General features: G+C 65.1%; 21 protein-coding genes. 10 read left to right on the forward strand and 11 right to left on the reverse strand.

What is annotated here, in order from left to right:
* Positions 1-43 precede the first annotated feature (43 nt).
* Positions 44-1,579 (reverse strand): MocR-like pyridoxine biosynthesis transcription factor PdxR, encoded by a 1,536-nt coding sequence (gene pdxR, locus PMO31116_RS04550; RefSeq protein ID WP_150565681.1) that lies wholly within the window; start codon positions 1,577-1,579, stop codon positions 44-46.
* A 297-nt stretch (positions 1,580-1,876) separates the two neighbouring features.
* Between pdxR and tauA the strand changes: the two genes are divergently transcribed.
* From tauA to PMO31116_RS04570, 4 genes are all read left to right on the forward strand, one after another.
* Positions 1,877-2,935, forward strand: a complete 1,059-nt coding sequence (gene tauA / locus PMO31116_RS04555; protein WP_150565682.1) for a taurine ABC transporter substrate-binding protein — start codon at positions 1,877-1,879, stop codon at positions 2,933-2,935.
* A gap of 80 nt (positions 2,936-3,015) precedes the next feature.
* Positions 3,016-3,840, forward strand: a complete 825-nt coding sequence (locus tag PMO31116_RS04560) for a taurine ABC transporter ATP-binding protein (protein ID WP_150565683.1) — start codon at positions 3,016-3,018, stop codon at positions 3,838-3,840.
* A 123-nt stretch (positions 3,841-3,963) separates the two neighbouring features.
* The gene (locus PMO31116_RS04565) at positions 3,964-4,779 is read left to right on the forward strand and encodes an ABC transporter permease subunit (RefSeq protein WP_150565933.1); all 816 of its coding nucleotides are present in this window, start codon (positions 3,964-3,966) and stop codon (positions 4,777-4,779) included.
* Between the two features lie 250 nt (positions 4,780-5,029).
* The gene (locus tag PMO31116_RS04570) at positions 5,030-6,433 is read left to right on the forward strand and encodes an amino acid permease (RefSeq protein WP_150565684.1); all 1,404 of its coding nucleotides are present in this window, start codon (positions 5,030-5,032) and stop codon (positions 6,431-6,433) included.
* Here the strand turns inward: PMO31116_RS04570 and PMO31116_RS04575 are convergent.
* The 7 genes from PMO31116_RS04575 to PMO31116_RS04605 form a co-directional block, all read right to left on the reverse strand.
* Positions 6,375-7,586: a hypothetical protein gene (locus tag PMO31116_RS04575; protein WP_150565685.1), complete on the reverse strand. Its 1,212-nt coding sequence runs from the start codon at positions 7,584-7,586 to the stop codon at positions 6,375-6,377. The two genes, PMO31116_RS04570 and PMO31116_RS04575, sit on opposite strands and share 59 nt — an antisense overlap.
* On the reverse strand, positions 7,583-8,878 hold the full coding sequence (locus tag PMO31116_RS04580) for a hypothetical protein (protein WP_150565686.1): 1,296 nt from the start codon (positions 8,876-8,878) through the stop codon (positions 7,583-7,585). The genes PMO31116_RS04575 and PMO31116_RS04580 overlap by 4 nt, the downstream gene beginning before the upstream one ends.
* Before the next feature lie 119 nt (positions 8,879-8,997).
* A complete protein-coding gene (locus PMO31116_RS04585) occupies positions 8,998-10,152 on the reverse strand; it encodes a hypothetical protein (RefSeq protein ID WP_150565687.1) in 1,155 nt (384 codons plus the stop codon).
* 120 nt (positions 10,153-10,272) lie between these two features.
* Positions 10,273-11,295, reverse strand: coding sequence for a CobW family GTP-binding protein (locus PMO31116_RS04590; protein ID WP_246185145.1), 1,023 nt, complete (start codon positions 11,293-11,295; stop codon positions 10,273-10,275).
* Between the two features lie 5 nt (positions 11,296-11,300).
* On the reverse strand, positions 11,301-12,896 hold the full coding sequence (locus PMO31116_RS04595; protein ID WP_246185161.1) for an amidohydrolase: 1,596 nt from the start codon (positions 12,894-12,896) through the stop codon (positions 11,301-11,303).
* Between the two features lie 98 nt (positions 12,897-12,994).
* A complete protein-coding gene (locus tag PMO31116_RS04600; protein WP_150565688.1) occupies positions 12,995-14,413 on the reverse strand; it encodes a sodium:solute symporter family protein in 1,419 nt (472 codons plus the stop codon).
* 120 nt (positions 14,414-14,533) lie between these two features.
* Positions 14,534-14,734 carry a DUF3311 domain-containing protein gene (locus PMO31116_RS04605; RefSeq protein WP_023597592.1) on the reverse strand — a complete coding sequence of 67 codons (201 nt, stop codon included), beginning with the start codon at positions 14,732-14,734 and terminating at the stop codon, positions 14,534-14,536.
* A 300-nt stretch (positions 14,735-15,034) separates the two neighbouring features.
* Here PMO31116_RS04605 and PMO31116_RS04610 point away from each other — a divergent pair, with 300 nt between their 5' ends.
* From PMO31116_RS04610 to PMO31116_RS04630, 5 genes are all read left to right on the forward strand, one after another.
* A complete protein-coding gene (locus PMO31116_RS04610; RefSeq protein ID WP_023597593.1) occupies positions 15,035-16,468 on the forward strand; it encodes an NAD(P)/FAD-dependent oxidoreductase in 1,434 nt (477 codons plus the stop codon).
* Positions 16,469-16,503: 35 nt separating this feature from the next.
* Positions 16,504-16,893: a nuclear transport factor 2 family protein gene (locus PMO31116_RS04615; protein ID WP_023597594.1), complete on the forward strand. Its 390-nt coding sequence runs from the start codon at positions 16,504-16,506 to the stop codon at positions 16,891-16,893.
* Positions 16,894-17,069: 176 nt separating this feature from the next.
* Positions 17,070-18,902 (forward strand): sulfoacetaldehyde acetyltransferase, encoded by a 1,833-nt coding sequence (gene xsc, locus PMO31116_RS04620; RefSeq protein WP_425494762.1) that lies wholly within the window; start codon positions 17,070-17,072, stop codon positions 18,900-18,902.
* A gap of 74 nt (positions 18,903-18,976) precedes the next feature.
* Positions 18,977-20,017 (forward strand): phosphate acetyltransferase, encoded by a 1,041-nt coding sequence (pta, locus tag PMO31116_RS04625; protein WP_150565689.1) that lies wholly within the window; start codon positions 18,977-18,979, stop codon positions 20,015-20,017.
* Positions 20,014-20,781, forward strand: coding sequence for a sulfite exporter TauE/SafE family protein (locus tag PMO31116_RS04630; protein WP_150565690.1), 768 nt, complete (start codon positions 20,014-20,016; stop codon positions 20,779-20,781). Before pta ends, PMO31116_RS04630 begins: the two co-directional genes overlap by 4 nt.
* 13 nt (positions 20,782-20,794) lie before the next feature.
* Here the strand turns inward: PMO31116_RS04630 and PMO31116_RS04635 are convergent, their stop codons facing one another.
* Together PMO31116_RS04635 and PMO31116_RS04640 are read right to left on the reverse strand one after the other, a co-directional pair.
* The gene (locus tag PMO31116_RS04635) at positions 20,795-22,534 is read right to left on the reverse strand and encodes a cobaltochelatase CobT-related protein (protein ID WP_150565691.1); all 1,740 of its coding nucleotides are present in this window, start codon (positions 22,532-22,534) and stop codon (positions 20,795-20,797) included.
* Positions 22,531-23,517, reverse strand: a complete 987-nt coding sequence (locus PMO31116_RS04640) for an AAA family ATPase (RefSeq protein WP_150565692.1) — start codon at positions 23,515-23,517, stop codon at positions 22,531-22,533. Before PMO31116_RS04640 ends, PMO31116_RS04635 begins: the two co-directional genes overlap by 4 nt.
* A 212-nt stretch (positions 23,518-23,729) precedes the next feature.
* Here PMO31116_RS04640 and PMO31116_RS04645 point away from each other — a divergent pair, with 212 nt between their 5' ends.
* Positions 23,730-24,518, forward strand: coding sequence for an IclR family transcriptional regulator (locus PMO31116_RS04645; RefSeq protein ID WP_048806823.1), 789 nt, complete (start codon positions 23,730-23,732; stop codon positions 24,516-24,518).
* 4 nt (positions 24,519-24,522) lie between these two features.
* Here PMO31116_RS04645 and PMO31116_RS04650 read toward each other — a convergent pair whose 3' ends face one another.
* Positions 24,523-25,395 carry an IclR family transcriptional regulator gene (locus tag PMO31116_RS04650; RefSeq protein WP_150565693.1) on the reverse strand — a complete coding sequence of 291 codons (873 nt, stop codon included), beginning with the start codon at positions 25,393-25,395 and terminating at the stop codon, positions 24,523-24,525.
* Between the last annotated feature and the right edge of the window lie 3 nt (positions 25,396-25,398).

Below are 25,398 nucleotides of genomic sequence, written 5' to 3' on the forward strand. Positions count from 1 at the left end.
GTGCGTGCACGGACGCAACGGCACGCCCTGACGCCGGTCTCGCCTACTGCGCCGCCAACGTCTCGCGCATCACTTCGGCGAGTGCGACGATGCCCGCCTCGATATGCTCGAGACGAATCGACGAGAAACCCAGCCGGAAGGTGTTGCGCGGCGGCGCATCGCCCATGAAGAAGACGTCGCCCGGTTCGATGAGAATGCCTCGCGATTTCGCCCGGGCGGCCAGCACATTGGCGTTGAGCGCCTCCGGCCCGCGCACCCAGCAAGACGCCCCGCCCTTGACCTGCACGAACGACACTTCCGGCATGTGCGTGGCCAGGGCCGCGCTCAGCACCTCGGCCCGCTTGGCATAGGTGTCGGCAAGACGCCGCAGCAGCGCGTCGTGATGCCCCAGCGCCAGGAACATCGAAAACGAGCGCTGGATGAAGGCCGACGGGTGGCGAATCATCAGGCGCCGTAACGCGCGCAACTCCGCCACCAGCGCCGCCGGCGCCACGATGTAGCCCAGCCGCAACCCCGGTGCGAACGATTTCGACAGACTGCCGATGTAGATGACCCGGTCGCTGCGATCCAGGCTCTTGAGCGCCGGGATCGGGATATCCGAATAGCTGTTCTCGCTCTCGTAATCGTCCTCGATCACCACGAAATCGTCGGCTTCGGCGCGGCGCAGCAGCGCCTCGCGATGCGCCAGCGGCATGGTCGTGGTCGTGGGGCACTGGTGCGACGGCGTGACGTAGACGTAGTCGCACTGCGACAGGCGCTCGTCGACCGGCAGGCCGTGTTCGTCGACCGGCAGGCCCACCAGGTTCGGCGTGCGAATCGCGAAGATATTGCGCGCATCCGGATAACCGGGGTCTTCGATACCGACAGTCGTGCGCGCCCCGACAAGCAGATCCGCCAGCAGATACAACGCCTGCTGCGCCCCGTTGGTCAGCACGATTTCGTCGGCGTCTGCCCACACCCCGCGACGCGGCAACACCCGGGTGCGAATCTGCTGGATCAGCGTCTCGTCGTCGCGGGCGATCATGTCCGGCGCCCAATCGCGAATTTCCATGACGGTCAGCGCCTTGTGACAGCACTCGCGCCAATCGGCCGTGGGGAACATCGACGGGTCGAACTGCCCGTAAATGAATGGGTACTGGTACTGCTGCCAGTCGATCGGCTTGACGATGTTGCGCTGGCCCGACGGCCGCACCACGTAGCGTCCCTCCCAGTCCGGCGTGGCGGGATCGAGCGGTGCGATGGTGCCAGCGGCAGGCGCTGGCAAGTCCCGCGCGGGCACGGCTTGCGCCCCGACGCGCGGCGCCAGGATGTCGCCATTGACGAAGTACCCGCGCCGCTCCCGTGCGATCAGGTAGCCCTCGTCGACCAGTTGCTGATAGGCCAGCACGACCGTGTTGCGCGCCACGCCCAGTCCTTCGGCCAGCTCGCGCGACGACGGCACCGCGGCGCCACGCATGAGCCGCTCGTCCAGAATCGCCGAGACGAGCATCTGGCGTATCTGGCTCTGCAGACTCATGCCGGCGCGCGCCGACATCAGAAACAACTGGTTCCACATCGCCGCTGAAATCCGGCTCGACATCACACCCCCTCACCCTGTCACTTCTAGAACGTCAATTATTACTCATCAGGCGGTGACGTTAATTCCGAATTGGGGTTTATCCGCAGTTCCGTCGAATCACCGCAGATTCGAGCATCCATGCGGGTTGCGGACGAGGAAGGGGGTCGCTGGACCAGTTGGCATCATCAAATGCGGCCAACTGGCTCTAACGAACAAAAATGCTGGCGGCAATGATGCAGACACTTGACGCCGATTCGACACGCCAATTGCGTCAACCCCGAGTGTTCCATCGAAAAACTTCCCGACTAGAGGTGAACCATGAATGGACTTCCGAACCGGCTGCGACGGGTGTTCGCCGCCACAGCACTGGCAGCGGCGGCCTTGCCCGCGGCGCTTACGCTCGGATTGACGTTGCCGGCCACGGCACAGGCGCAGGAGAAGGAGGTAACGATCGCCTACCAGCAGATCGTCGATCCGTGGCTCACGGCCATCGCCAGCGGCGAGTTCGAAAAGGCCACGGGCTACAAAATCCACTGGCGCCAGTTCGAATCCGGCGCCAAGGTGGCCACGGCGCTGGCGTCGGGCGACATCAAGATCGGCGTGCTCGGCTCGAGCCCGATGGCGGCGGCGGTGTCCCAGGGACTGGACCTGCAACTGTTCTGGATCCTCGACGACATCAACCAGGCCGAGGCCATGGTCGTGCGCAATGCGTCGAACATCAAGACGCCGGCCGACCTGAAGGGCAAGAAGATCGGTGTGCCGTTCGTCTCCACGACCCACTACCACACCATGTTTGCGCTGCAGCAATGGGGAATCAAACCCACGGAAGTGCAAGTGCTCAACATGCAGCCCAACCAGATCGTCGCGGCCTGGGAGCGTGGCGACATCGACGCGGCCTACGTGTGGGATCCGGCGCTCGCGCAGATCAAGCAAAGCGGCCACGTGCTCATCACGTCCGGCGAGCTGTCGAAACAGGGCAAGCCGACGTTTGACGGCATTGCTGTCGATCGCAAGTGGGGCGAGGCGAACGCCGACTTCATGGCGAAGTTCGTCAAGGTGATCGCCGACGCCGACGCGGCGTACCGTCAGAACCATGCCGCGTGGACGCCCACGTCGCCGCAGGTCAAGGCCATCGTGAAGATGATCGGCGGCAAGCCGGAAGACGTGCCGGGTGCGCTCTCGCTGTACGCCTTCCCGTCCGCGCAACAGCAAGCGTCGTCGGAATGGCTGGGCGGTGGCAAGGACAGCCGCGCGGCCAAGGCGCTCAAGGATACGGCGGAGTTCCTCAAGGGTCAGCAGAAGATCAACGCCGTCAAGGCGGATTACACCCCGTACGTCACGTCGCGATATGTCGACGCCGCACTCAAACTGAAGTAAGCCGTACCGGGGCCGTTGCGTCGACAGGGTTCGGCGCCACGGCCCTTCCCCGATCGCTCGATCGACAGGAGAAGGGCTTCATGGAACAACTCATCGTCAACGACGTCAGCGTCGTATATCCCGGCCGGCGGCCCGGCGAGCAGGTACAGGCGCTCGCGCACGTCGATCTGACCATCGCGCCCGGCGATTTCGTCGTGGCGCTCGGTGCCTCGGGCTGCGGCAAGACCACGCTGCTCAGTCTGATGGCCGGCTTCATCGCGCCCACGTCGGGTGAATTGCTGCTCGGCAACGCGCCCATCGAAGGCCCCGGCGCCGACCGCGGCGTGGTGTTCCAGAAGCATGCACTGCTGCCGTGGCTGAGCGTGATGGAAAACACCGAATTCGGCCTCAAGCTGCAAGGCGTGCCGAAGACAGAGCGTCGCGAGCGCGCGGCGCGCAACCTGGCGCTCGTCGGGCTGCAGGACTTCCACAACCACATGATCTACCAGCTCTCCGGCGGCATGCAGCAGCGCGTGGGAATTGCGCGTGCACTCACGTGCAATCCGTCGATGCTGCTCATGGACGAGCCGATGGCCGCACTCGACGCACTCACGCGCGAGACCATCCAGGAGCTGCTGCTCGACGTGTGGCGCGAGACGCAGAAGATGATTTTCTTCATCACGCACAGCGTGGAAGAAGCCCTCTTCCTGGCAAGCCGGCTGATCGTGATGTCGCCGCGCCCGGGCCGGATCACGCACACCTACGAACTCGACTTCAACAAGCGCTATCTCGAATGCCGCGATGCCCGCGCCATCAAGTCGAGTCCGGATTTCATCGCCATGCGCGAGACCGTGCTCAGCATCATTTACGGCGACGAGCGCGCGGGACAGACAGCGACGTCTGGCGCCAGCGCGGTTGCCGCCTGATTCGGAGACGTTGCCATCATGATGACCAAACCTGTCACCACCCCCGGCACCGGCGTGCAGCACCCCGCGTCGCTGTCGCCCCCCTCACCCCGGCCGCCGCGCCAGCGCGGCCTGTTCGCCAGGATGTTTGCCCCGCGCCCGGTCAAGGCGGGCGAGTCGTTCGGCGCGCCCGGCCAGGGTCCAAGCCTCGTCATCAGCATCGTGACGGTCGCGGCGCTTCTGCTCCTGTGGATCGCCATCACCTCGTCGGGCATGATCAAACCGCTGTTCCTGCCGGGACCGCGTGCGATCGTCGAGAAATTCCTGCAGGTCGCGACGGAAGGCTTCGCGGGTTCGACGCTGTGGCAACACACGCTCGCGAGTCTGTACCGTGTGTTCGGCGCGTTCGCGCTCGCCTGCGTCACCGCCATCCCGGTTGGCATCCTGATGGGCGTGTCGCGCATTGCGCGCGGCGTATTCGATCCGCCCATCGAGTTCTATCGTCCGCTGCCACCGCTGGCATACCTGCCGCTCGTGATCATCTGGTTCGGCATTGGCGAGTTCTCGAAAGTCTTCCTGATTTACCTGGCCATCTTCGCACCGCTGGCAATCGCGGCGCGCGCCGGCGTTCGCTCGGTATCGATGGAACAGATTCACGCGGCGTACTCGATGGGCGCATCCCCGCGCCAGATCGTGATGCACGTGATCGTGAAGTCCGCACTGCCGGAGATCTTCACCGGCATGCGAATCGGCATCGGCGTGGGCTGGACCACGCTGGTGGCCGCCGAAATGGTCGCGGCTTCGAGCGGCCTCGGCTTCATGGTGCTCAACGCGGCGGAGTTCCTCGCGTCGGACATCGTGATCATGGGGATCATCGTGATCGGCTTCTTCGCCTTCGGGTTCGATCTGATCATGCGCTATCTCGAGCGCGTGCTGGTGCCCTGGAAAGGCAAGGTCTGACAAGGCAGTCGCGGTCCGTTGGTCATCAAAAAGAGACGCAGGGCGGCTTCCCCCGGCCGCACCTGACGTCAAACAAGGCATTCAGGAGGTTGTGTGGTAGTCGAGACAAGCGTCGTAATCCTGCGCATTCCCACGCGCATTCCCTTGCGCACATTTCCGCGTATTTCCCCCCGCATCGTTTCATCCCCCCGTCCGCACCGCATCGTTCGCGCGTTGCACACCACGGCGATGCCCGTCATCGGAGGTCGCCATGGCCAATCGTGACAGCGGCGCGCATCTCCAGTCGAGCCTCAAGCAGCGGCACATGAGCATGATCGCGCTGGGCGGCGTGATCGGTGCGGGTCTATTCGTCGGGAGCGGCGTGGTGGTGCATGCGGCAGGCCCCGCTGCCGTGCTGTCGTTTCTGATCACCGGGGCGCTGGTGGTGCTCGTCATGCGCATGCTCGGTGAGATGGCCTGCGCCCTGCCGGCCGTCGGGTCGTTCTACGAATACGCGCGTCTCGCCTGGAACGACAAGCCCGTGGGCGGCGAGCTCGCCGGCTTTTTGACCGGATGGATGTATTGGTACTTCTGGGTGATCGTGGTGGCTGTCGAGGCCGTGGCGGGCGCCAACCTGATCCAGTTCTGGCTGCCGGACATCCCCGCCTGGGCCATCAGCCTGACGCTGCTGGTCGTGCTCACGTTGACGAATCTGGTGTCGGTGGCATCGTACGGCGAATTCGAGTTCTGGTTCGCCTCGATCAAGGTTGCCGCCATCGTGGTGTTCCTGTTCCTCGGCGCGCTCTTCGTGTTCGGCATGTGGCCGGGCGCAGTCGCGAGCACTGGGCATCTGCTCTCGCACGGCGGGTTCATGCCCAACGGCATCGGCCCGGTCATGGCGGGGGCAGTAGCCGCCACCGGCTTCTACTTTGGCGCGGAGATCGTGACGATCGCCGCCGCCGAAGCCGCCGAACCGCAGCAGGCCGTGGCACGGGCAACCAACTCGGTCATCGGCCGCGTGCTGTTCTTCTACATTGGCTCGATCCTGCTGGTGGTGATGCTGGTGCCCTGGAATTCGGCGAGCATGGCCACGCCGTACGTGAGCGCACTCGAAGCGATGCGCATACCCGCCGCGGCGCACATCATGAATGCCGTGGTACTCACGGCGGTGCTTTCGGCGTTGAATTCGGGTCTGTACGCGTCGTCGCGCATGCTGTTCGCGCTCACGCGCCGGGGCGACGCCCCCCGTTCGCTCGCCAAGCTCAACACGCGCGGCGTGCCGGTCCGGGCCATTCTCGTGGGCACGCTGTTCGGCTACGCGGCGGTGGTAATGTCGTACGTGTCGCCGGATACGGTGTTCGCCTTTCTCGTGAACTCTTACGGGACGGTTGCGATTTTCGTGTACGTACTGATCGCCTTTTCGCAGTTGAAGCTGCGCAAGCGGCTGGAGCGCGAATCACCGGGCAAGCTCAAGGTGCGCATGTGGGGTTTTCCGTATCTCACTTGGGTCGCCATCATCGGCATGCTGTCGATCGTCGGCGCCATGGCGTTCATCCCCGACCAACGCACGCCGCTTGCCTTGGGCGTGGTCAGCCTGACGGTACTGCTGGTGGCGTTCACGGTTCGTTCGATTTGGCGTAAGTTGCGCTCGCCTGATCCGGGATTCGAGATTTGACGCAGGGCGGTTGAACCTGGCGACGGAGCTCCATCGGCAAATCGAGCCCCGTCGCCTGGGCGATTCGCGTCGCTTCCGGCAACATGGCGCGCTGCGCATAGTGGCGGAGTAGCGCGCGTCCCGTCGTCACCATCGCCGAGGGATCGGGCGCCGCCGCGAAGGCGTCGAACGCCGAGGCGAGCAAACGCATCTCGGCGCTGTATGCGGGGTCCGCCGCCTCGTTGGCCGCCGCAACGAACGCGGCGCCCGCGCAACCTTGCGCGACACGCGCCGCGTCGAAGTCGCCGGCAGCCCGATGATGTCTGGCGACTTCCCGCCACATCTGCGCCTCACTCGCAAAGCCCCGGGCGGAATGGTAGGCCGCCGCGCTCGCCGTCAACGCGGGAATCAGCGGCAGCGTACGGCGCCGCGGATTTGCCAGCGCGCCTTGCGCCAGTTCGCGGAAGGCCGCCCCCATGTCGGTCAGATGCGCGTGGATGTGTGCCAGATCCTGCCCGGAGAGGCCGTCTCTGCCTCGCCGCAGCAGCGCATACCAAGACGGCAGGACGAGGGCGGCGTCCGGATCGTACGGAATCCCCCTGAGCTCGACGACGAAACGATTGAGCAAGGTTCGCCCTTCAGTGTCGCAGTGCAGCAGCAATCTCGCGGCTTCGGCCGCGCTGATCGCCCCCTTGCCGTCGCCGAAACATGCCGCGCCGATCGGCACGCGCAAGCCCGACTGCGGAACGATCAGCACGATCTGTCCGCCATCACCAAGTACGGCCGTATCGAGAATCCCCTGCCGGGCCTCGGGCGCAATCGCGGCGATCAGCGACAACGCATCTCCGCTCACGCGCTTGATCAGTTTCTGCGCCGCCAGATACGCGCGGCCTGAACGGTACGATCCCACGTGGCAGTACGCCGCACACGTCAGAAGATCGGCCTTGACGCCCCCTCGACAGAACTTGTCGTAGAAGATGTCCAGCGGGCCCATGTACCGAAACTTGTCGAGAAACGCGTTGAAAATCGCCTCGGACGGAGACGCATTGTCGGCAAGCGCCCGGTCCAGCTCGTCGAGTCGGCTCAGCCGACGCTCGCTCAGGCATGCGCCGGGATAATCGGCAACGGGAAAATTGGGGGGCGCAACAGGCGTAATGGCGGGCATCTTGGTCACTCAACCGATATCGCGCGACGTTCCCATTTCCGGGTCTCGTCGCCGTCCCCCATTACGTGGTGCGGCGCAATCAACTGCCGCGCGATCGCCCGCGCCTCCTCAGGCCATCCGGCGGTTCGGTATTGCTCGTAGAGCGTTGCACCGATATGCGCCGCGGACAACCAGTTGGCGCTCGTCATCGCACCATCGAACAAGATGCGCGCGCGGTCGAGGCAACCGCGGACATCCTCCGTTTCCCCACATTCCAGGAGAAGACCGGCCGCCTGAAGAAACGCGTCGGCGGTCTCGCGTCGCAATTGCTCGCGCAGTTCGCGGCATGCGCCGATGCCGGCCCCGGCTTCGCCCGCGACACCACGCCCAACGACTTTTGACGCCGAGGACAGCGACGCCTGCCATGCGCGTGGCGCAGGCTCCTGCAACCCCGTATCGGTCCGCCACGTTTCGAGAAATTCGCCAAGGTGACGCCAGGCCTGCGCGGCTTTGCGCGGTAATCCGGAATCGGTGTGCTGACGGGCACAGGCGACCAGCATGCGCTTGGCATCGTCCTGGCAATCCGCCATTTTCGACAGATGCAGGAAGCCGCTCGCGAGGTCCGCGTCGATATCGAACGTATCGAACCCGCCGTCCGCCCCGTGGTCCTTGTCCCGATGGCAGGCCACTTGCGCCGCCTCAAGCAGCGCGCGCCAATCGCGGAAATTCTGCTTGCCCGTCAGATCGCCGGGGTTGTCCGGCATCAGCGTGACGAGTCGACCGATCAACGTTTGCAGCGTGTCGTCACGCGTTTGCAGCAAGGCAAGCGCTTCTTCGCTCGTGATGGCCCCGTCCCCCGTGCCGAAACACGTTGCATCCAGCGCAAGCCGCAGGCATGAATTAGGAAAGCAGAGTACGACCCGCCCGCTCTCGGACAACGCCGGGTTCGCCAGCATCGCGCGGCGCGCTTCGCTGCCGAGTTGATCGAGGAGATAGCGCGACGCGTCGAAGCGTCGATCGGGATCGCGAAGCAGATAGGCCTGTCCCGCGGTATACGACGCGATGTGGGACTGCGCCGCGGCCAGGAGACTGATGCGTTTTCCGCGCCCTCGCGCAAGACCGTCGAGTGCACTGTCCCGGCACCCCATGCTGGTGAATTCCTGGATGAACGTCCGAAACACCTCGTCCGGTACGGGCGCCACGGCAGACATCATGCGTCGCTCGAAGGCAGAGAGCGCTGCCAGGCGCCGCTCGCTGAGACGCTGCGCGGGATAGGCCACCAGTGGAAAATTCGTGGCAGTCGTCGACGTGATCGATGGCATGGGCGTTCGGTTCGAAGACGTGGAGGATGCGCATTGCAAGCGCGCGACGGCGTCGGGACGGCGCTGCCAACGTGGCCCGACGCGGGTTCGCGCGACCCGCTCTACATCGGGTGCGCAGGCTATTCGTTCCGCGCCACTTGCCCGGCGTTCGAGGGCTCCGCCCCCATGGCTTCCCAACCGACAGCCTGCCCCGGGAGTCCGTTGCGGCGCATGACGGCAGCGATCTGCCTGGCGACTTCCGCCGCCGCTTCCGCTTGCCCGCCGTCGCAGAGATGACGATGCAGTGTCATCCCTGTCCAGAGCGCCGAGTCATATGCGCCGGCGTAATCGAATGCGTTGAAGGCATCGCGCAGCACTCGTATGCCGCGATCGGTCTGGCCGCCATCCATCTCGTCGAACTGACGCGTGAACGCGTAGCCCGCGTTGCGCGATGCCGTTTTGGCCGATTTTTCGTCGTGCGCGCCACTGAACACGCTCGCCGCATTGACGAACGCGCGCGCCGCATTCTCGTGGCTGTCCGCCTCGCAGAACGCCTCGGCGCCGTGTCGGTACCACAAGCCGCCCAGTGCCGACGATTCGGCCTGGCTGGCGATATGCTCGCAGACGAAGCCGACGCGCTCGACGTTCTCTGGCGTCATGGCTTCTTTCCAGCCATTCTCGTGGCGCGCTCGTTCGAGCAGATCGCGCCATACGACCAGGAACCGGCTGCTTCGCTCGCTGGCGATGAACTGCGCAAGCAGCGGCCCGGCGTCTTCGACACCTCGCGTGAGAACACCCACGGCTTCCTCACGGGTGAGCGCGCCGTCACCGTCGCCCAGACAGGCCGTGCCGAGCGGCACGCACAACGACGTGCCCGGCAGGAAGAAGTGAATCTGCTGGTTCGCCCCCAGCGTGGGACTCGCCAGAATGGCGCTTCTGACGTCCGGGTTCAGTTCGCGCAACACCGTGAGCGAATCCACGTTGACGCTATCGCGATCGTCGCCGCCCGCAAAGAAGCATTGTCCCTCCTCGAACGATGCCACGTGGCATCGGGCAACGGCCACGAGGACGTCCTGCTTCGTACCGCCGTGCGCGAACCAGTCCTTGAAGCTGTCCCATGGCCCCATGGACGTGAACGACTTCAGAAAGGTTTCGATCGCGTGGCGGGGTGCCGCGCCGGTATCCATTGCCGCGTCGAACTCATCGAGCACCGCGAGACGGCGCGCGCTCAGCTGGGACGCGGGGTAGCCCTGAAACGGGAACGTCGAGACGGACTGTACGTCGGCATTGATCATGCGGAGATCCTCGGGAGAGCGGGAGATGTCCAGTCTCTGCCCGATGCCGAAGGACCGATTGCAGGAATGATCCGGCACCGTCTGCGATTTCCCCCAACCGAACTCACCGCAGGCGGTTCGTCAGGCGGCGGCGTCGCCGGGAAGTGTCGACGCCCGAAATGCCGATCGCAATTGCACGATCTCCTCGTCGGTCAGCACGCCGATGACGACGATATGCGACGGGCGGCGCGACATCTCCGGTCGTCGTGTGAACGCCACGCGGGCGCCGACCGCATGCATCTCGCTCATGCGCTCGCCAGGGAGCGCCACGAACCCCTTGGCCCGCAGGAGCTTGCCCGGGCACAACGCCAGCGCCGCCTTCAATCGCTCGCGGTCGATCAGGCCGTCCGTCTGCCAGTCGAAGGCGCGCAATCCCTCGGGCAGCGCGTCGCGAGACCCACGCAATGGCCGGGGGCTGAGCAGACCTGGCATCGTGAGCGCGTCGTCCGGAAGCAGAATCTCGCGCGGGACCACGCCGTTGTCCGCGGTCACGACGATCCGTGTCGCCCCGAGCGCCGACAGTCGCGCCCTCACTCGCCGTTGTTCGTCCGAAGTGGCGAGATCGGCCTTGGTCAGCACGAGCGTACTCGCCGCCGCGATCTGCCTGCGCGCGATATCGCCCACATAACGGTCGTCGAGCGTGTCGTCAATGCCGCTCGCATCCACGGCCACGACAATGCCGTGCAGGCGAAAGGCGCGATCGAGCAACCCCACCTGTGCAATACGCATCGGGTCGGACACGCCGCTCGCCTCGATCACGAGCAGATCGGGGCGCACCTCGCGCTCGCCAAGCGCGATCAGCGTTTCGACGAGGCGTCCGCCGATGGTGCAGCAGACACAGCCGTTCTCGAGACCGATCACGTCGTCGCCGCGCTCACGAATCAGCGAGGCATCGATGTTGATCGCGCCGAAGTCGTTCACGAGCACCGTCACGCGCAAGCCGTCGGCGTTGCGCAGCAGTGCATTGACGATTGTCGTCTTGCCCGCGCCAAGATAGCCGCCCAGCACGATCATCGGAATGGGCGGGCGCGGGGCCCTCGCTCCCGGATCGGCGGCGTGTGTCGCGGCCGCCGACGCCATCCCCGCACGGTCATCGTGTCGCATCGGCCTCACGCCGGCGCGCGGAAGATCTCGCCGCCGAGCACGGTGCCCCATACGGGCATCTGTCGCAGGTCGTCGAGCGGAACTTCGTAAGGATCGGCGTCGAGCACCGCGAAGTCCGCATATTTCCCGACTTCGATGCTGCCGATCAGATGGTCCATTCCCAACGAAAACGCCGCCCCCATGGTGATGGCGCGCAACGCGTCGTCGACCGGCAGCCGCAGCGATTCGCCGAGCAAGCGGCCCGACGACGTCTCGCGCTTTGCCGCGCACCACGCAGTGAACAGCGGGCTGAGCTGCGTGATCGGTGCGTCGGAATGCAATGCGAAGGGCAAACCGATCCGGCGGGCGATCTCTGCCGCGTCCATGCGGTTCGCACGGTCCGGTCCCATCGTCTGCTGGTAGTGAGCATCGCCCCAATAGTAGACGTGGTTCGCGAAGAAGTTCACGCACAAGCCGAGGCGTTGCGCACGGGTGAGCTGCGCCAGGTCCGCCATCTGGCAGTGCTGCAACGTGTGGCGATGATCGGTGCGCGGATGCAGCTCGAGCAACTTTTCGAGCGCATCGAGCACGACTTCCGTCGCCTCGTCGCCATTCGTGTGGATGTGCAATTGCAGGCCTGCCGCATGAAACGGCATGAATGTCTCGACGAGTTGCGACGGTGGGATCAGCCACAGGCCATTGGGCTTGCCGTTGTGATAGCCGGGCCATCGCAACCTCGCCGTGAATCCCTGGATCGATCCGTCGACGATGAACTTCACCGGGCCGTAATGCAGTTTGTCGGTGTTGGCCTCGCGGGCTTCCAGCACCCGTTGCGGTCCGCCCTCCGGACAGCGCTGCGGCGCGAACGCGGGCACGATGCGGATCGGGAACGCCGGGTCCCGGGTGACTTCGTGCAGGTTGGCGTTACCCGTGGGCGTGAGATCGTTGACCAGATCGGTCGCGGTCGTCACGCCGGCGAGCTGCGCCACGCGCCCGAAGTTCCAGATGGCGCGCGTGCTCTCGCTCGCCGCAATCGACAACCCCTCGCCGATCACGCGATACACCGGGAACATGGCGGCGAACTCCTGGAGCTCGCCGGTCGGCTCGCCGTCCTCCCCCATCACGACGCCCTCGACGTCAGTGTCGCCGTCGATACCCGCGAGCTCGAGCATTGCCGTGTTGACGTTCATCAAATGCACGCTGGCATGCAGGATCGCGATCGGACGCGTGACCGACACGCCATCGAGATCGCGCGCGACCAGTGGCGTGTCTTCGAAGAAGATCGGATCGTAACCCCAGGCGAGCAAAGGCTTGTGGTCATCGGTCATGCGTTGCAGCGCCGCCCTGAGGCGGTCGAGCACCGCCACGGGCGTCTTCAGCCCCTCCCAGAGATGCCCATCGGGGCCGCGCCGGTCGTAGTAGCCGACATAAACCGCGTCCCACATCGCGCCTTCCATCAAATGGCAATGGCCCTCGACCAGACCCGGCATCAGCACCTTGTCGTGCAGCGCCTCGATGGGTGCGGCGTCGGTCCAGCGACGCATCTCCTGCCGTCCGCCCACGGCAAGGATGCGTCCGTCGCACACGGCCACGTGCGTCGCGACCGGCTGGGCGGGGTTCATCGTCAGGATCTTGCGCGCCACGTAGACGCGGATGTCGTCTCGGCGCGCCGTGGCGTTGCGCGCTGCGCTGTCGTCTCTGTCTTCTCTGTCTGTCATCTTCACTTCTTGTAGGTGGAAAGCGTGCCCACGCGAGCGTCCATCGATTCGACGCGGCGGCCGCCGAGGATCACGTTGAGCACCGACATCACCACGACGTTGACCACCAGGCAGATCAGCCCGAGGTTCACCCCGCCGAGGTCCGGATTCTTGTAGTAGAGCACGAGCGCAAGCCCCTGCCCGGCCAGCACGCCCGCCGCGACGGCCGTCGCCCGCACGCGCATGCGGAAGACCACCGCGATCACGCCGGGCAGGAACTGCGTCACCCCGTAGTACGCCATGTTGATGAGCGTGAGCATGAGATTCGGCGTGAGCAGCGTCAGCACGATCGAGCCGAGCAGATACAGCACGATCACCACCTTCGAGCTGGCCTTCTGACGGTGCTCGGGCATGCCGGACAGGATGTTTCGCGTGACGATGGGCCCCAGCGCGAGGCAGATGCCCGCAAGCACCAGCAGGCCCGACAGCGCCGCACCGGCGGCAACGAGTCCGACCAGCCACGACGGCAACAGCTGCGTTACGGCGGCGAAGAACGCTTCGTTTGGCGAGGCGAGCGTGATGTTCTGCGCGATCGCGTAGTACGACGCGAGCACCAGGAACGGATACATCAGCATGTAAAGGGGCATGGCGATCTGCGTGCGACGGATCGTCGAAGCGCTTTTGGCCGTGAAGAAGTTCTGCACGCCGAAAGGCATCACGTACATGCCCAGCGACTGGAACACGATGGTCGTCATGGCAAACGTGAGCTGCTGCGTGTTCATCGCGTTGCTCACGTGCTGGCTCGCGGCCTGGAATACCGGCGTCACGCCCGACTCCCACGCCACGGCCACGCCGGTGATGACGATCGCCGCGACCATCAGCACGTCCTTGAGCACCGCGATATAGGCCGATGCCCGCACCCCGGCAATCGCGATATAGACGAACGCCAGCATGGCGGAGAAGCAGATCAGCCACAACGGCTGGAAATTCCACCCCAACCCCTTGAGCGCGGCGACCAGGCCGGTGAACTGCAACTGGCCCCACGGCAGCAGGAACACGATCGCCGTGATCGCCACGACCAGTTCGAGGAAGCGGTTGTTGAAGTGCCCCTTGAACAGATCGGGCAGCGTGATGGCGTTGTAGCGCTTGCCCGCGTCCCATATCTTCGGGCCGAGGAAGTAGCCGACCGGGTACGCCAGCAGAATGTAGCCGAGGAACCACACGCCATAGGTCGGCCCCTTGGCATAGATGCCGCCCGGGAAGCCGACCATTGTGCCGATGCTGTAGATTTCGCCGGCCGCGAGGAAGAACACCAGCCACGCGCCGAACTGGCGCGACGCCACGAAAAAGTCATGGACGCTTTGCGGACCGCGTCCACCGCGCGCACGCAAAGCAAGATAGACCGACAACAGAATGAAGCCGGCAAAGATGAGGGTTGCCATTGACGCAATCTCCGGAATCTCGGAACGGGGCGCGCTCGATTGCGGTCGGGCGCGCCATCGGCGACATCACGCAGGTCGGCGTGTGCCGGGAATTCGCCGCGCGAAGACGGCCGCGGACCGTCAGGCGGGTTCCTCGGCGGTGTGCCGGTCGAAGAGCGTCCAGCACAGCCACAGGCAGCCGGACGTGAGCACGAACCACAGAAATATCCAGCCGTAGATGAACGGCACGCCGAGGATGTAGCGCTCGACGGACGCCGCCCAGGGCAGCAGTCCGACGACGCCGAGATACGGCACCCCAAGGCCAATCAACAATCTGAGCATGTCCTGTCTCCGTTTCGCGAGTCGTGGTTCGACGTGCGGGGGTGCACGGCGCCAGTGCCCGCGAGACCCATCGGCGTGACGCACGTGCGGGGTCGGTTGTCTGGCCCAGTATCCCCGGCCAAAAATCGTGCCGTTTAGAGCCACATGGCAGAAAACTTTGGTGCCAGCAATGAGGACGCCCCCCTGCGCAAAGGCCACTGCGGGGCCGTCTCCTGCTGGCACCATCACAAAGCGGCGGTGGTACTAATCCCCGGAAAATGTTCTTGGCAGTATTGGCTCATTTCCGTCAGGGAGCCTACCGTGGGTACGATTGAATCCTTCACGCTGGATCGTCGCGCCGAAGCCGCGCCATACGATCCGCTTTACGATCCGCTTGTCTCGTCCGGTCCCGGTCTCGGGATGGACTATGCGCCCACCTACTGGGTCGCTACCGCCGGGGAACCGCCGGAAGACGACGGTCCGCTCGTCGGCGACGCCGATGTCGACGTGGTCATCGTCGGCGCCGGTTTCACCGGATTGTCCACCGCACTCTTCCTTGCCCGGGAGCACGGCATTCGCGCCACCGTGCTCGAGGCCAACCGCACCTGCTGGGGATGTACCAGCCGCAACGGCGGTCAGGGGCAGAACGCGAGCGGGCGCCTGTATCGCTCGCAATGGATCGCGCGCTGGGGCAAGGAAACCGCGCTTCGCCTGGACGCCGAGATCCGCGAGGGCTTCAACACGTTCAAGTCGCTCATCGCGGAAGTCCCCGAGTGCGAACCGCAGCCGGGCGGCCACCTGTACATCGCGCATCGCGAACGCAAGATGGAGTTCCTGCGCAACGAAGCCAAGGTCATGCGCGACGTGTTCGGCTACGACGCTCGCATCCTCTCGCGCGCCGACGTGAGCGAACAGTACGTCGACGATCAGGAGAACTGCGGCGCGCTGCACGAGCCCGATGGCATCGGCGTGCATCCGCTCAAGCTCGCGTTCGGCTACCTGCGCATGGCGCGCGCGCTCGGTGCCCGCGTGCATCCGTCCACGCCGGTCCTGAGCGTCGAGACGATCAATGGCGTGCATCACGTGCGCACGCCGCGCGGCGTGGTGCGCGCCAAGGCGGTCGCGTTCGCCACGGGCGGGTATACGCGCAACGATGTCACCAAAGCCCTGCGCGCCAAGATCATGCCGATCCTGTCGAACTCGCTCGTCACGCGCGTGCTCACCCCCGACGAGATCGCCGCGACGAACTTCCGCACCCACGAAGTCATTACGGATACGCGCACGTTGCGCTACTACTACCGGCTGCTGCCCGATAACCGCCTGCAGATCGGCAGCCGCAGCTCGATCACGGGCGCCGATGCGCAAAATCCGAAACACATGGCCGTGCTCGTCGAAGGGCTGCATCGCAAATTCCCCGCCCTCAAGGGCATTCGCATCGACTACTCGTGGTGGGGATGGGTCGACGTGAGCCACGACATGATGCCGCGCGTGACGCAACCCGATCCGCGCCAGAACCTGTTCTATGCGGTGGGCTACGGCGGCAACGGCGTGTCGTTTTCCGCGCACGCCGGGCGCCGCCTCGCCCAGCGCATCGCCGGTCAACGCGATCCGTCGTGGAACTTGCCGATCTACGACTCGGCACTCCAATACCCGAACGTGTTCGGCGCCGTGCAGTGGCAGGGCTTCGCACCGTTCCGCCGCATCGGCCAACGCTTCCTCTACCAGCGGTACCACGCGCAGGACGAAGCGCGTTGAGCCCTATTTCTCCCTTGCCTTATCCGGAAACTGCAATGACGACTCAGAACGAATCCGCCGATCTCCAGTTGCTCAAGACCTTCAACGACGCCTGGAATCGTCACGACATCGACGCCCTCATGGCCTGCATGACCGACACCTGCGTGTTCCATGCGGTGGCCGGGCCCGACATGCTCGGGCGCACCTTCGAAGGCCGCGACGCCGTACGCGCGGCCTTCCAGTCGGCCTGGGAGAACTTCCCCGACGCCTCGTGGACGGAGGGCGTGCATTTCGTCACCGGCGATCGCGGCGTCTCCGAGTCGACCTTCCGGGGCACCAAGGCAGACGGCTCGCGCGTGGAAGCCCGCATGGTGGATGTCTTCACCCTGCGCGACGGCAAGATCGAAGTGAAGAACGCGTTCCGGAAGGACCGTCCGGCGTTCTGATATCCCCCCGGCACATCGTGGAAGTCCGCCACGGCGACGGTCAATCTCATTTTTTAATACAAAACGTACCAAATAATAAAAATACTGATTGACCATAACACTTAGATCGCCTAGATTTCCACCTAAGCAACGAAATCGGAATAATTTGTTCCGTTTAATTTTTACTGGAGACACCCATGAACGCCAAAGATCCGGCTACGGCCACCCAGCAAATGACCGCGTCCGACGCCGGTCCGCAAACGATGACGCCCTCGGAGGCATTCGTTGAAACGATGGTCGCCAACGGCGTGAGCGAAATGTTCGGGATCATGGGCTCGGCCTTCATGGATGCAATGGACATCTTCGCACCGGCCGGCATTCGTCTGATTCCGGTGGTCCACGAGCAAGGTGCGGGTCACATGGCCGACGGCTATGCCCGCGTGTCGGGCCGCCACGGTGTCGTGATCGGCCAGAACGGTCCCGGCATCAGCAACTGCGTGACGGCCATTGCCGCCGCGTACTGGGCGCACAGCCCGGTCGTGATCGTGACGCCCGAAGCCGGCACGATGGGCATCGGTCTGGGCGGCTTCCAGGAAGCCAAGCAGCTGCCGATGTTCCAGGAATTCACGAAGTATCAGGGCCATGTGACTCACCCGGCCCGCATGGCCGAATTCACGGGCCGTTGCTTCGACCGCGCCATGGCCGAAATGGGCCCGACGCAACTCAACATTCCGCGTGATTACTTCTACGGTCAGATCAAGGCCGAGATTCCGCGTCCGCAGCGCCTGGATCGCGGCGCGGGTGGTGAAGAGCGCCTGAATGAGGCCGCTGAGCTGCTGGCCAACGCCAAGTTCCCGGTCATCATCTCGGGCGGTGGCGTGGTCATGGCCGACGCCGTCGAGGAGTGCAAGGCCCTGGCCGAACGACTGGGCGCACCGGTCGTCAACAGCTACCTGCACAACGACTCGTTCCCCGCCAATCATCCGCTGTGGTGCGGCCCGCTCGGGTACCAGGGCTCGAAGGCTGCCATGAAGCTGCTGTCGCAGGCCGACGTGGTCGTCGCGCTCGGCTCGCGTCTCGGACCGTTCGGCACGCTGCCGCAGCATGGCATGGACTACTGGCCGAAGCAGGCCAAGATCATCCAGATCGACGCCGATCACAAGATGCTCGGCCTGGTGAAGAAGATCTCGGTGGGCATCTGCGGCGACGCGAAGGCTGCCGCTATCGCGCTGTCGCAACGCCTGGCGGGACGCACCCTCGTCTGCGACGCCACGCGCGCCGCGCGTGCCGACCAGATCGCCTCGGAAAAGGCCGCCTGGGAGAAGGAACTCGACGAGTGGACCCACGAGCGCGACCCGTACAGCCTCGACATGATCGAGGAGCAGAAGCACGAGAAGACGTTCAACGGGGGTGAGTACCTGCACCCGCGCCAGGTGCTGCGTGAACTGGAAAAAGCGATGCCGGAAGACGTCATGGTCTCCACCGACATCGGCAACATCAACTCGGTCGCCAACAGCTACCTGCGCTTCAACAAGCCGCGCAGCTTCTTCGCCGCGATGAGCTGGGGCAACTGCGGTTACGCCTTCCCGACGATCATCGGCGCCAAGGTGGCCGCGCCGCACCGTCCTGCCATCTCGTACGCCGGCGACGGCGCCTGGGGGATGAGCCTGATGGAAACGCTGACCTGCGTGCGTCACAACATTCCGGTCACGGCCGTGGTGTTCCACAACCGTCAGTGGGGTGCCGAGAAGAAGAACCAGGTGGACTTCTATAACCGTCGCTTCGTCGCCGGCGAACTCGACAGCCCGAGCTTCGCCAACATCGCCCGCGCGATGGGCGCCGAGGGTATCGTCGTCGATCGTCTGGAAGACGTCGGTCCCGCGCTCAAGAAGGCCATCGACCTGCAGATGAACCACGGCAAGACGACCATCATCGAGATCATGTGCACCCGCGAGCTGGGCGATCCGTTCCGCCGCGACGCGCTCTCGAAGCCGGTGCGCATGCTCGACAAGTACAAGGATTACGTCTGAGCGCCTGACGTCAGTCGTGTGACAGCGCTCCCGGCTCTGTGGGTGCCGGGGGCGCTTTTTTCTTTTTCGACATCATGAAAGCCATCAATCGCATCATCGATACCGCGCGCCGCGCACCGATGCGCATCGTGCTGTGCGAGTCCGAAGACGAGCGGGTGCTGCATGCGGCTGCTCGCGCGACGCGCGACGGCATCGCGCGCATCGTGCTCGTGGGCGATATCGGCAAGACGCAGCGCGCCGCCGACACGGCCCGCATCGACCTGACCGGCATGGAACTGGTCGACCCCGCCACCTCGGACATGACCGACGCCTTCGCGGAAATGTGGCTCTCAATGCGCGCCAGGAAAGGCATGACACGTGCACAGGCAGGCGAGGAAATGCGCATGCCGCTGGGCTTCGCCAACATGATGGTGCGGCTCGGGCACGCGGACGGCTCGGTCGCCGGCGCGGTCAACACCACGGCCGACGTGGTGCGCATGGCGATCCAGATCATCGGCATCGAACCGTCGTTCCGGCTCGTGTCGAGCTTCTTTCTGATGATGCTCTGCGAACCGTTCCATACGATGAAGGGCGGCCTGATCTTCTCCGACTGCGCCCTCGTCGTCGATCCCGACGCGGCTCAATTGGCGCAGATTGCACTGGCCGCGGCCGACAGCGCCGCCGCGCTGCTCATGGAGCCGCCGCGCGTGGCCATGCTGTCGTTCTCGACGAGCGGCAGCGCGAAACACGCCGCCGTCGACAAGGTCGTGGAAGCGACCCGGCTCGTCAAGGAGGCGCGTCCGCAACTCGCCATCGACGGCGACGTGCAGCTCGACGCCGCCATCGTCTCCGAGATCGCACAGCGCAAGGTCGTGCATTCGCAGGTCGAAGGACACGCCAACACGCTGATATTCCCGAGCCTCGACGCCGGCAACATCGGCTACAAGCTCGCCGAGCGCATCGGTGGGGCCAAGGCCATCGGGCCCCTTCTGCAAGGACTGAATCGCCCTGCCAATGACCTGTCGCGCGGTTGCAGTGCCGACGACATCTACTACGTGATCGGCGTGACCTGTGTTCAGGCACAGGCCGCACGCGCGAAGCTCACCGGAACCCCGCCGCCGGCCATGCGGCCATGACCCTGCAGGTGGTCCAGAGCTATCTGCCGTTGTTGCTGCTGCTCGGCTTCGCCACGTATTTTCAGACGGTGACGGGGTTCGGGCTCGGCATGATCGTTCTGGGAGGGGCCAGCGGGTTCGGTCTCGCCCCCGTGGCGAGCGTGGCCATTCTCGTGAGCCTGGTCACGCTCGTGAACAGCGCACTCGCACTGCCTGGCACACTCGACCAGATCGATTGGCGCGCCGTGCGCGCGGCCACGCTCGGCATCGTGCCGTCCGTGGTCGTTGGCGTACTGCTGTTCGATTATCTGAACGGCACGGCCTCGAATGTGCTGCATCTGCTGCTTGGGGCCGTGGTGCTGTACGGCGGCATCGGCTCTGCCCTGCGCCCGGCCCCCAGAGCCGAACGATCGAGCGACGCGGGCTTCTTCCTCAGCGGGATCTTCGGCGGACTGCTCAGTGGGATGTTCGGCATCTCGGGCCCGCCGCTGATCTTCTATTTCTATCGGCAACCGCTCACCATGGCGCAGATTCGCTGCGCGCTGATCCTGCTGTTCGCCGTCACGGCATCGATTCGCACGGCGTACAGCGCATTCGCCGGCCAGTTGCCGGCGGCGATGTGGTGGCAGGCGGCGGTCGCGCTTCCGGTGGTGACGTTCGCCACGCTCTTCGCACGTCGTCACCCGCCGCCGCTCTCCGGCGTGACCACGCGGCGTCTCGCCTTCCTGACGCTCATGCTGCTTGGCGCCCACCTGATCGTCAGCGCGCTGCTGGAAATGCGGTGATGCTGCGCGGGCGTCAGCCCCCGCGGCGCCCGCCGCTGCCGATCCATTCGACCAGCCGCGAAAACAGCGTCATGTCGGGCGGCGACGTCAGGTCCAGCGCCAGCGAGTTGCGATAGTACGGGCTCAGATCGAGTCCCACGCCGAGCCCCAGCACTTCCACGTCGCCCGGGGCCTGCTGCTGTGCCACGACCTCGCGTAGATGATGATCGAGATAATGCGCATCGTTGACCTGGTTGGTGGCGGCGTCCATGGGACTGCCGTCGGAAATCACGACCAGCAAACGGCGGTTGGCGGCGCGCGAACGCAGGCGATCGCACGCCCATGCCACCGCCTCGCCGTCCACGCCTTCGCGGAACAGGTCGGCCTTGAACAGCGACGCGATGTCGGTGCGCGCGCGACGCCAACTGGTCACGGCGTCCTTGAACACGAGATGCGTGACTTCGTTCAGACGACCGGGGTATGGCGGCCTGCCGCACGCAAGCCAGTCGGTGCGGGCACGCCCGCCATTCCAGGCGCCCGTGGTGAAGCCGAGAATCTCGTTGGTCACACCCGCCGCATCGAGCGCCCGGGACAACACGTCGACCATCATCGCCACGGCTTCGATCTGCGCCTTCATCGAACCTGAGCAGTCGATCAGGAACGTGACCATGGACTCGGCGATCAGCGTGTGCTTCTCGAGCCGGAACAGGCGTCGCTCCGCGGGCGAACTGACCAGTTGCGCCAGCCGGCGGCCGTCGATGCGCCCGTGCTCCTCGCCGAACGACCAGCCGTCTCGTTGCGGTACGGCCAGCGCGGCCTTGAGCGCTCGCGCCAGCCTCGGCACGTTGATGGCCTGCGCGACGATGCGCTCGTCGAGTCGTTCGCGAAACTCGGTCAGCAGTGCGCGACGCACCAATGTGCCCGCATACAACTCCCGATCGTAGCGAGTCGTGAAAACGCGATATCCCTGGGCCGAAGCTTTCAGCACTCGACTGTCGCCGGAGTGGGCGAGCGTGATGCCGTCGTCTTCCTGCTCATCGAAGTCGAGGAACAACGAAAAGGCGTTGCGCACGCCCTTTTCGTCTTCCTCGTCCCGAGACTCATCGCGTGCGTGTTCGCCGCCCGCCGCACGAATCAGCCCCGCGATGTCGGCGGCCAGCGCTCGCGCGTGGACCGCATAAGCCGCCTGGTCGGCGCGCATGCGACGCATGCCCGCCAGCGCGCCGCCGATGCGCGGGGCGATCGCCATGCGGGTCGCCTCGATGAGCCCCTCCGTGTCCTCGATCACCGGATGGCCCGTGAGCCGCGACCAACTCATCTGCGCCACCGTATAGAGCAGCAGCCCCACATGGCTGTCGGCCACGCCCGTCACATGCATCGCGCGCGACCACGCCTCGAAGCGCTCGCGCAGATTTTGCGCGACGCCCGGCATGCCGGGCGGAATGAACGTCTCGCATCGCAACTGCTCGAGCCATTCGAAAATCAACCGCTCCAACGGCGGCTCCGGCTGCAGGCGGCGATGCAATCCGGCGTCGCTGTGGCGCAATCGAAGCGCGGCGCCGTCGGCGGCACCGCGCAGCGTCGCCAACGGGTCGGACGATCCGGGCAGTGTCTGCAAATGCGGGGCATGCAGCGGTAGCGGACGCATGTTCCGGCACAGACGCGCGCCGCTGTAATGCAGCGCGGCGTCGCCCGTCAGCGCGCGCACGGTCGCGGCGCACAGCGCTTCGCCACGCGCGGCACGGCGGGCCGCCTCGCGCTCGGAGATCGTCATGACGCATCAGCCAGCAGCGAGCGCCCGCCCCCGCTTGCCGGCAACTCGTGACCGAACGCCCGCTGGTAGTACTCCGCCACCACCGCGCGCTCCGCTTCGTCGCATTTGTTCAGGAACGTGAGACGGAAGGCGAGTCCGGCATCGCGGAAGATGCCGACGTTCTCCGCCCAGTTGATGACTGTGCGCGGCGACATGAGCGTGGAAAGATCGCCCGTGGCGAAGCCCTTGCGCGTGAGTTCCGCCACGCTCACCATCGAATCGATCAGCGTGCGACCCGCCTCGTCGTCGAGCGCAGGCACGCGTGCCAGCACGATCCCGGCCTCGTCCTCGCGCGAGAGATAGTTGAGGGTGGCCACCACGTTCCAGCGGTCGATCTGCGCGTGGTTGAGCACCTGGGTGCCGTGGTACAGGCCGTTGAGATTACCCAGGCCCACCGTGTTCGTCGTGGCGAACATGCGGAAGCCCGGGTGCGGATGAATCACTCGGTTCTGATCCAGGAGCGTGAACTTGCCGTCGCGCTCCAGAATACGCTGAATCACGAACATCACGTCGGGACGCCCCGCGTCGTACTCGTCAAAGATCAGCGCCACCGGGCGCTGCAACGCCCACGGCACGATCCCTTCCTGGAATTCGGTGACCTGATGGCCATCGCGCACAACGATCGCGTCCTTGCCCACCAGGTCGAGCCGGCTGATATGGCCGTCGAGATTCACACGCACGCACGGCCAGTTCAGCCGCGCGGCGACCTGTTCGATGTGCGTGGATTTTCCCGTGCCGTGCATGCCCTGCACCATCACGCGCCGGTTGTTCATGAAGCCGGCCAGAATCGCCAGCGTCACATCGGGGTTGAAGCGGTAGGCCGTGTCGATCTCGGGCACGTGATCGTCGCGCTCGCTGAACGCCGGGACCTGCAGGTCGGTATCGATGCCGAATACGGCGCGGGCGTCGACCGTGCGATCCGGTTGTTGGGTGGCGGTCTCCATCACGTCCATCTCCTGGTTCAAATGCGGTTTCAAGGCATCATAACGTTAACCATTTTTAGAAACAATTCGTTCCGAATAATTAAAACACTGATTGACGATGCCGGGACGCTCGTCTACATTCGGGCGAACTGAAACGCATTGGAACCTTGCCCATGCCGTTCGAGAACCCGTTTGGGTACAATACCGCTGATCCATTTTCCGGAACGGCGCATATGAACGACGCAGCGACTCAGCACGACAACCCGGCCGACAACAAGGCGGACACCCCGACCCTGCGGGCCTTCGCGCTGCTCGAATATCTCGTCGCCGCCGACGCTCCCGTCTCGCTCGCGGACATGGCCCACGACATTCAGATGCCGAAGGCATCGCTGCATCGCATGCTTGGCTCGCTCGAAGCCGGCGGACTGGTGATTCGCGAGCCCGGCCAGAAGAATGCCTACGTGATCGGTCCGCGCCTGGCGCAGCTGAGCCTGGGCGTGATGATGCAGGCAGGCGCACGCCGCATGCGACATGCGATTCTCGGACGCCTCGTGGCCGATCTCGGCGAGACCTGCAATCTCACAATGCTTCACGAAACCGAGGTGCTTTACCTCGACCGCATGGAAGCGCCGTGGCCGCTGCGTCTCGATCTGAAGCCCGGTTCCCACGTGCCGGCGCACAGCAGCGCGAGCGGCAAGCTGTTGCTCGCGATGATGCCGCGCGAGCAGCGCGGCGCTTTGTTGCGCGCCATGAAGCTGCAACGCTTTACGCCGAACACGCTGACCGATCCCGAACTGCTGGAGAGCGAACTCGACCGCATTGCACACAAGGGCATCGCGGTCGACAACGAGGAGTTCGTGCTGGGCATCGCCTGCGTGGCAGCGCCCGTCCTCAAGGAAGACGGCACGTGCATTGCCGCCGTGGCCGTGCATGCGCCGGTCTCGCGCACCTCATTGTCCAAGGCGATGGAATTCGTGCCGCGTCTGCAGGAAGCCGCGAAGGAACTGGCAGGAACGTTCTGACGCTTCAGGCTTTCTCTTTCTCCCGCTCCGCTTCCGCCTTCTTCGCCAGCGCCTCGATCTTGCTTGCCCGCTGCCAGTCGAGCAGCGGTGCGAGCGCCGTTGCGGTCTCGCGCAATGTCGGCACCATACCCAGCAGTTGCTCCAGCGTGACGCGCGCCGTCGGCCCATGCACGGCCAGCACCGCGCGAATGTGGCCGTCTTCCGGCGCCCGCACGGGAACGCCCACGGCCACCATGCCGCGCACGAACTCTTCGTTGTCGATGCCGATGCCTCGCGCCGCCAGCCGATCCAGCTCGGCTTCGAGCAGGCTCACGTCGGTGATCGTGCGCGGCGTCATGCGCTTGAGCGTCAGTCGCGAGAGCACCGCGCGTCGCTCGGCCGCCGGCATTTGCGAGAGGAACAGTTTGCCGCTGGCCGTGCAGTGCAACGGCACGCGCATGCCCGGGTGCATCTGCATGCGCAGCGGTTCGCTGGTCTCCACACGTTCGATGTAGAGAATTTCGTCGCCGTCAAGGGCCGTCAGATTGACGGTCTCTCCCACCCGGTCGACCAGTGCGCGCAACAGTGAGCGCGCGGCACGGGTGAAATTGTTGTTGGCGAGCGTGACGAGCGCCAGCCGCGCGGCGCGCGGCCCGAGCGACAGACCGCGTTCGGAGCCACGCGAATCCGGCACGTGCGACACGTAACCGCAAACTTCGAGCGCCTCGATCAGACGCATGAGCGTGGCCTTCGGAATCGACAAGCGCGTAGCGAGTTGCGACAGGGTGTACGGTTGCCCCGCCATCGCCAATCGCTCGATGACGGCGAGCGCGCGCAAATTGCGCGCCTCCTCGCTCGCCCGCAAATCCCCGTCGTCCAGCGTCACCGTCTCGCGCATCGC

Origin of the sequence: Pandoraea morbifera, from assembly GCF_902459575.1 — a bacterium.
Lineage (GTDB): Bacteria > Pseudomonadota > Gammaproteobacteria > Burkholderiales > Burkholderiaceae > Pandoraea > Pandoraea morbifera.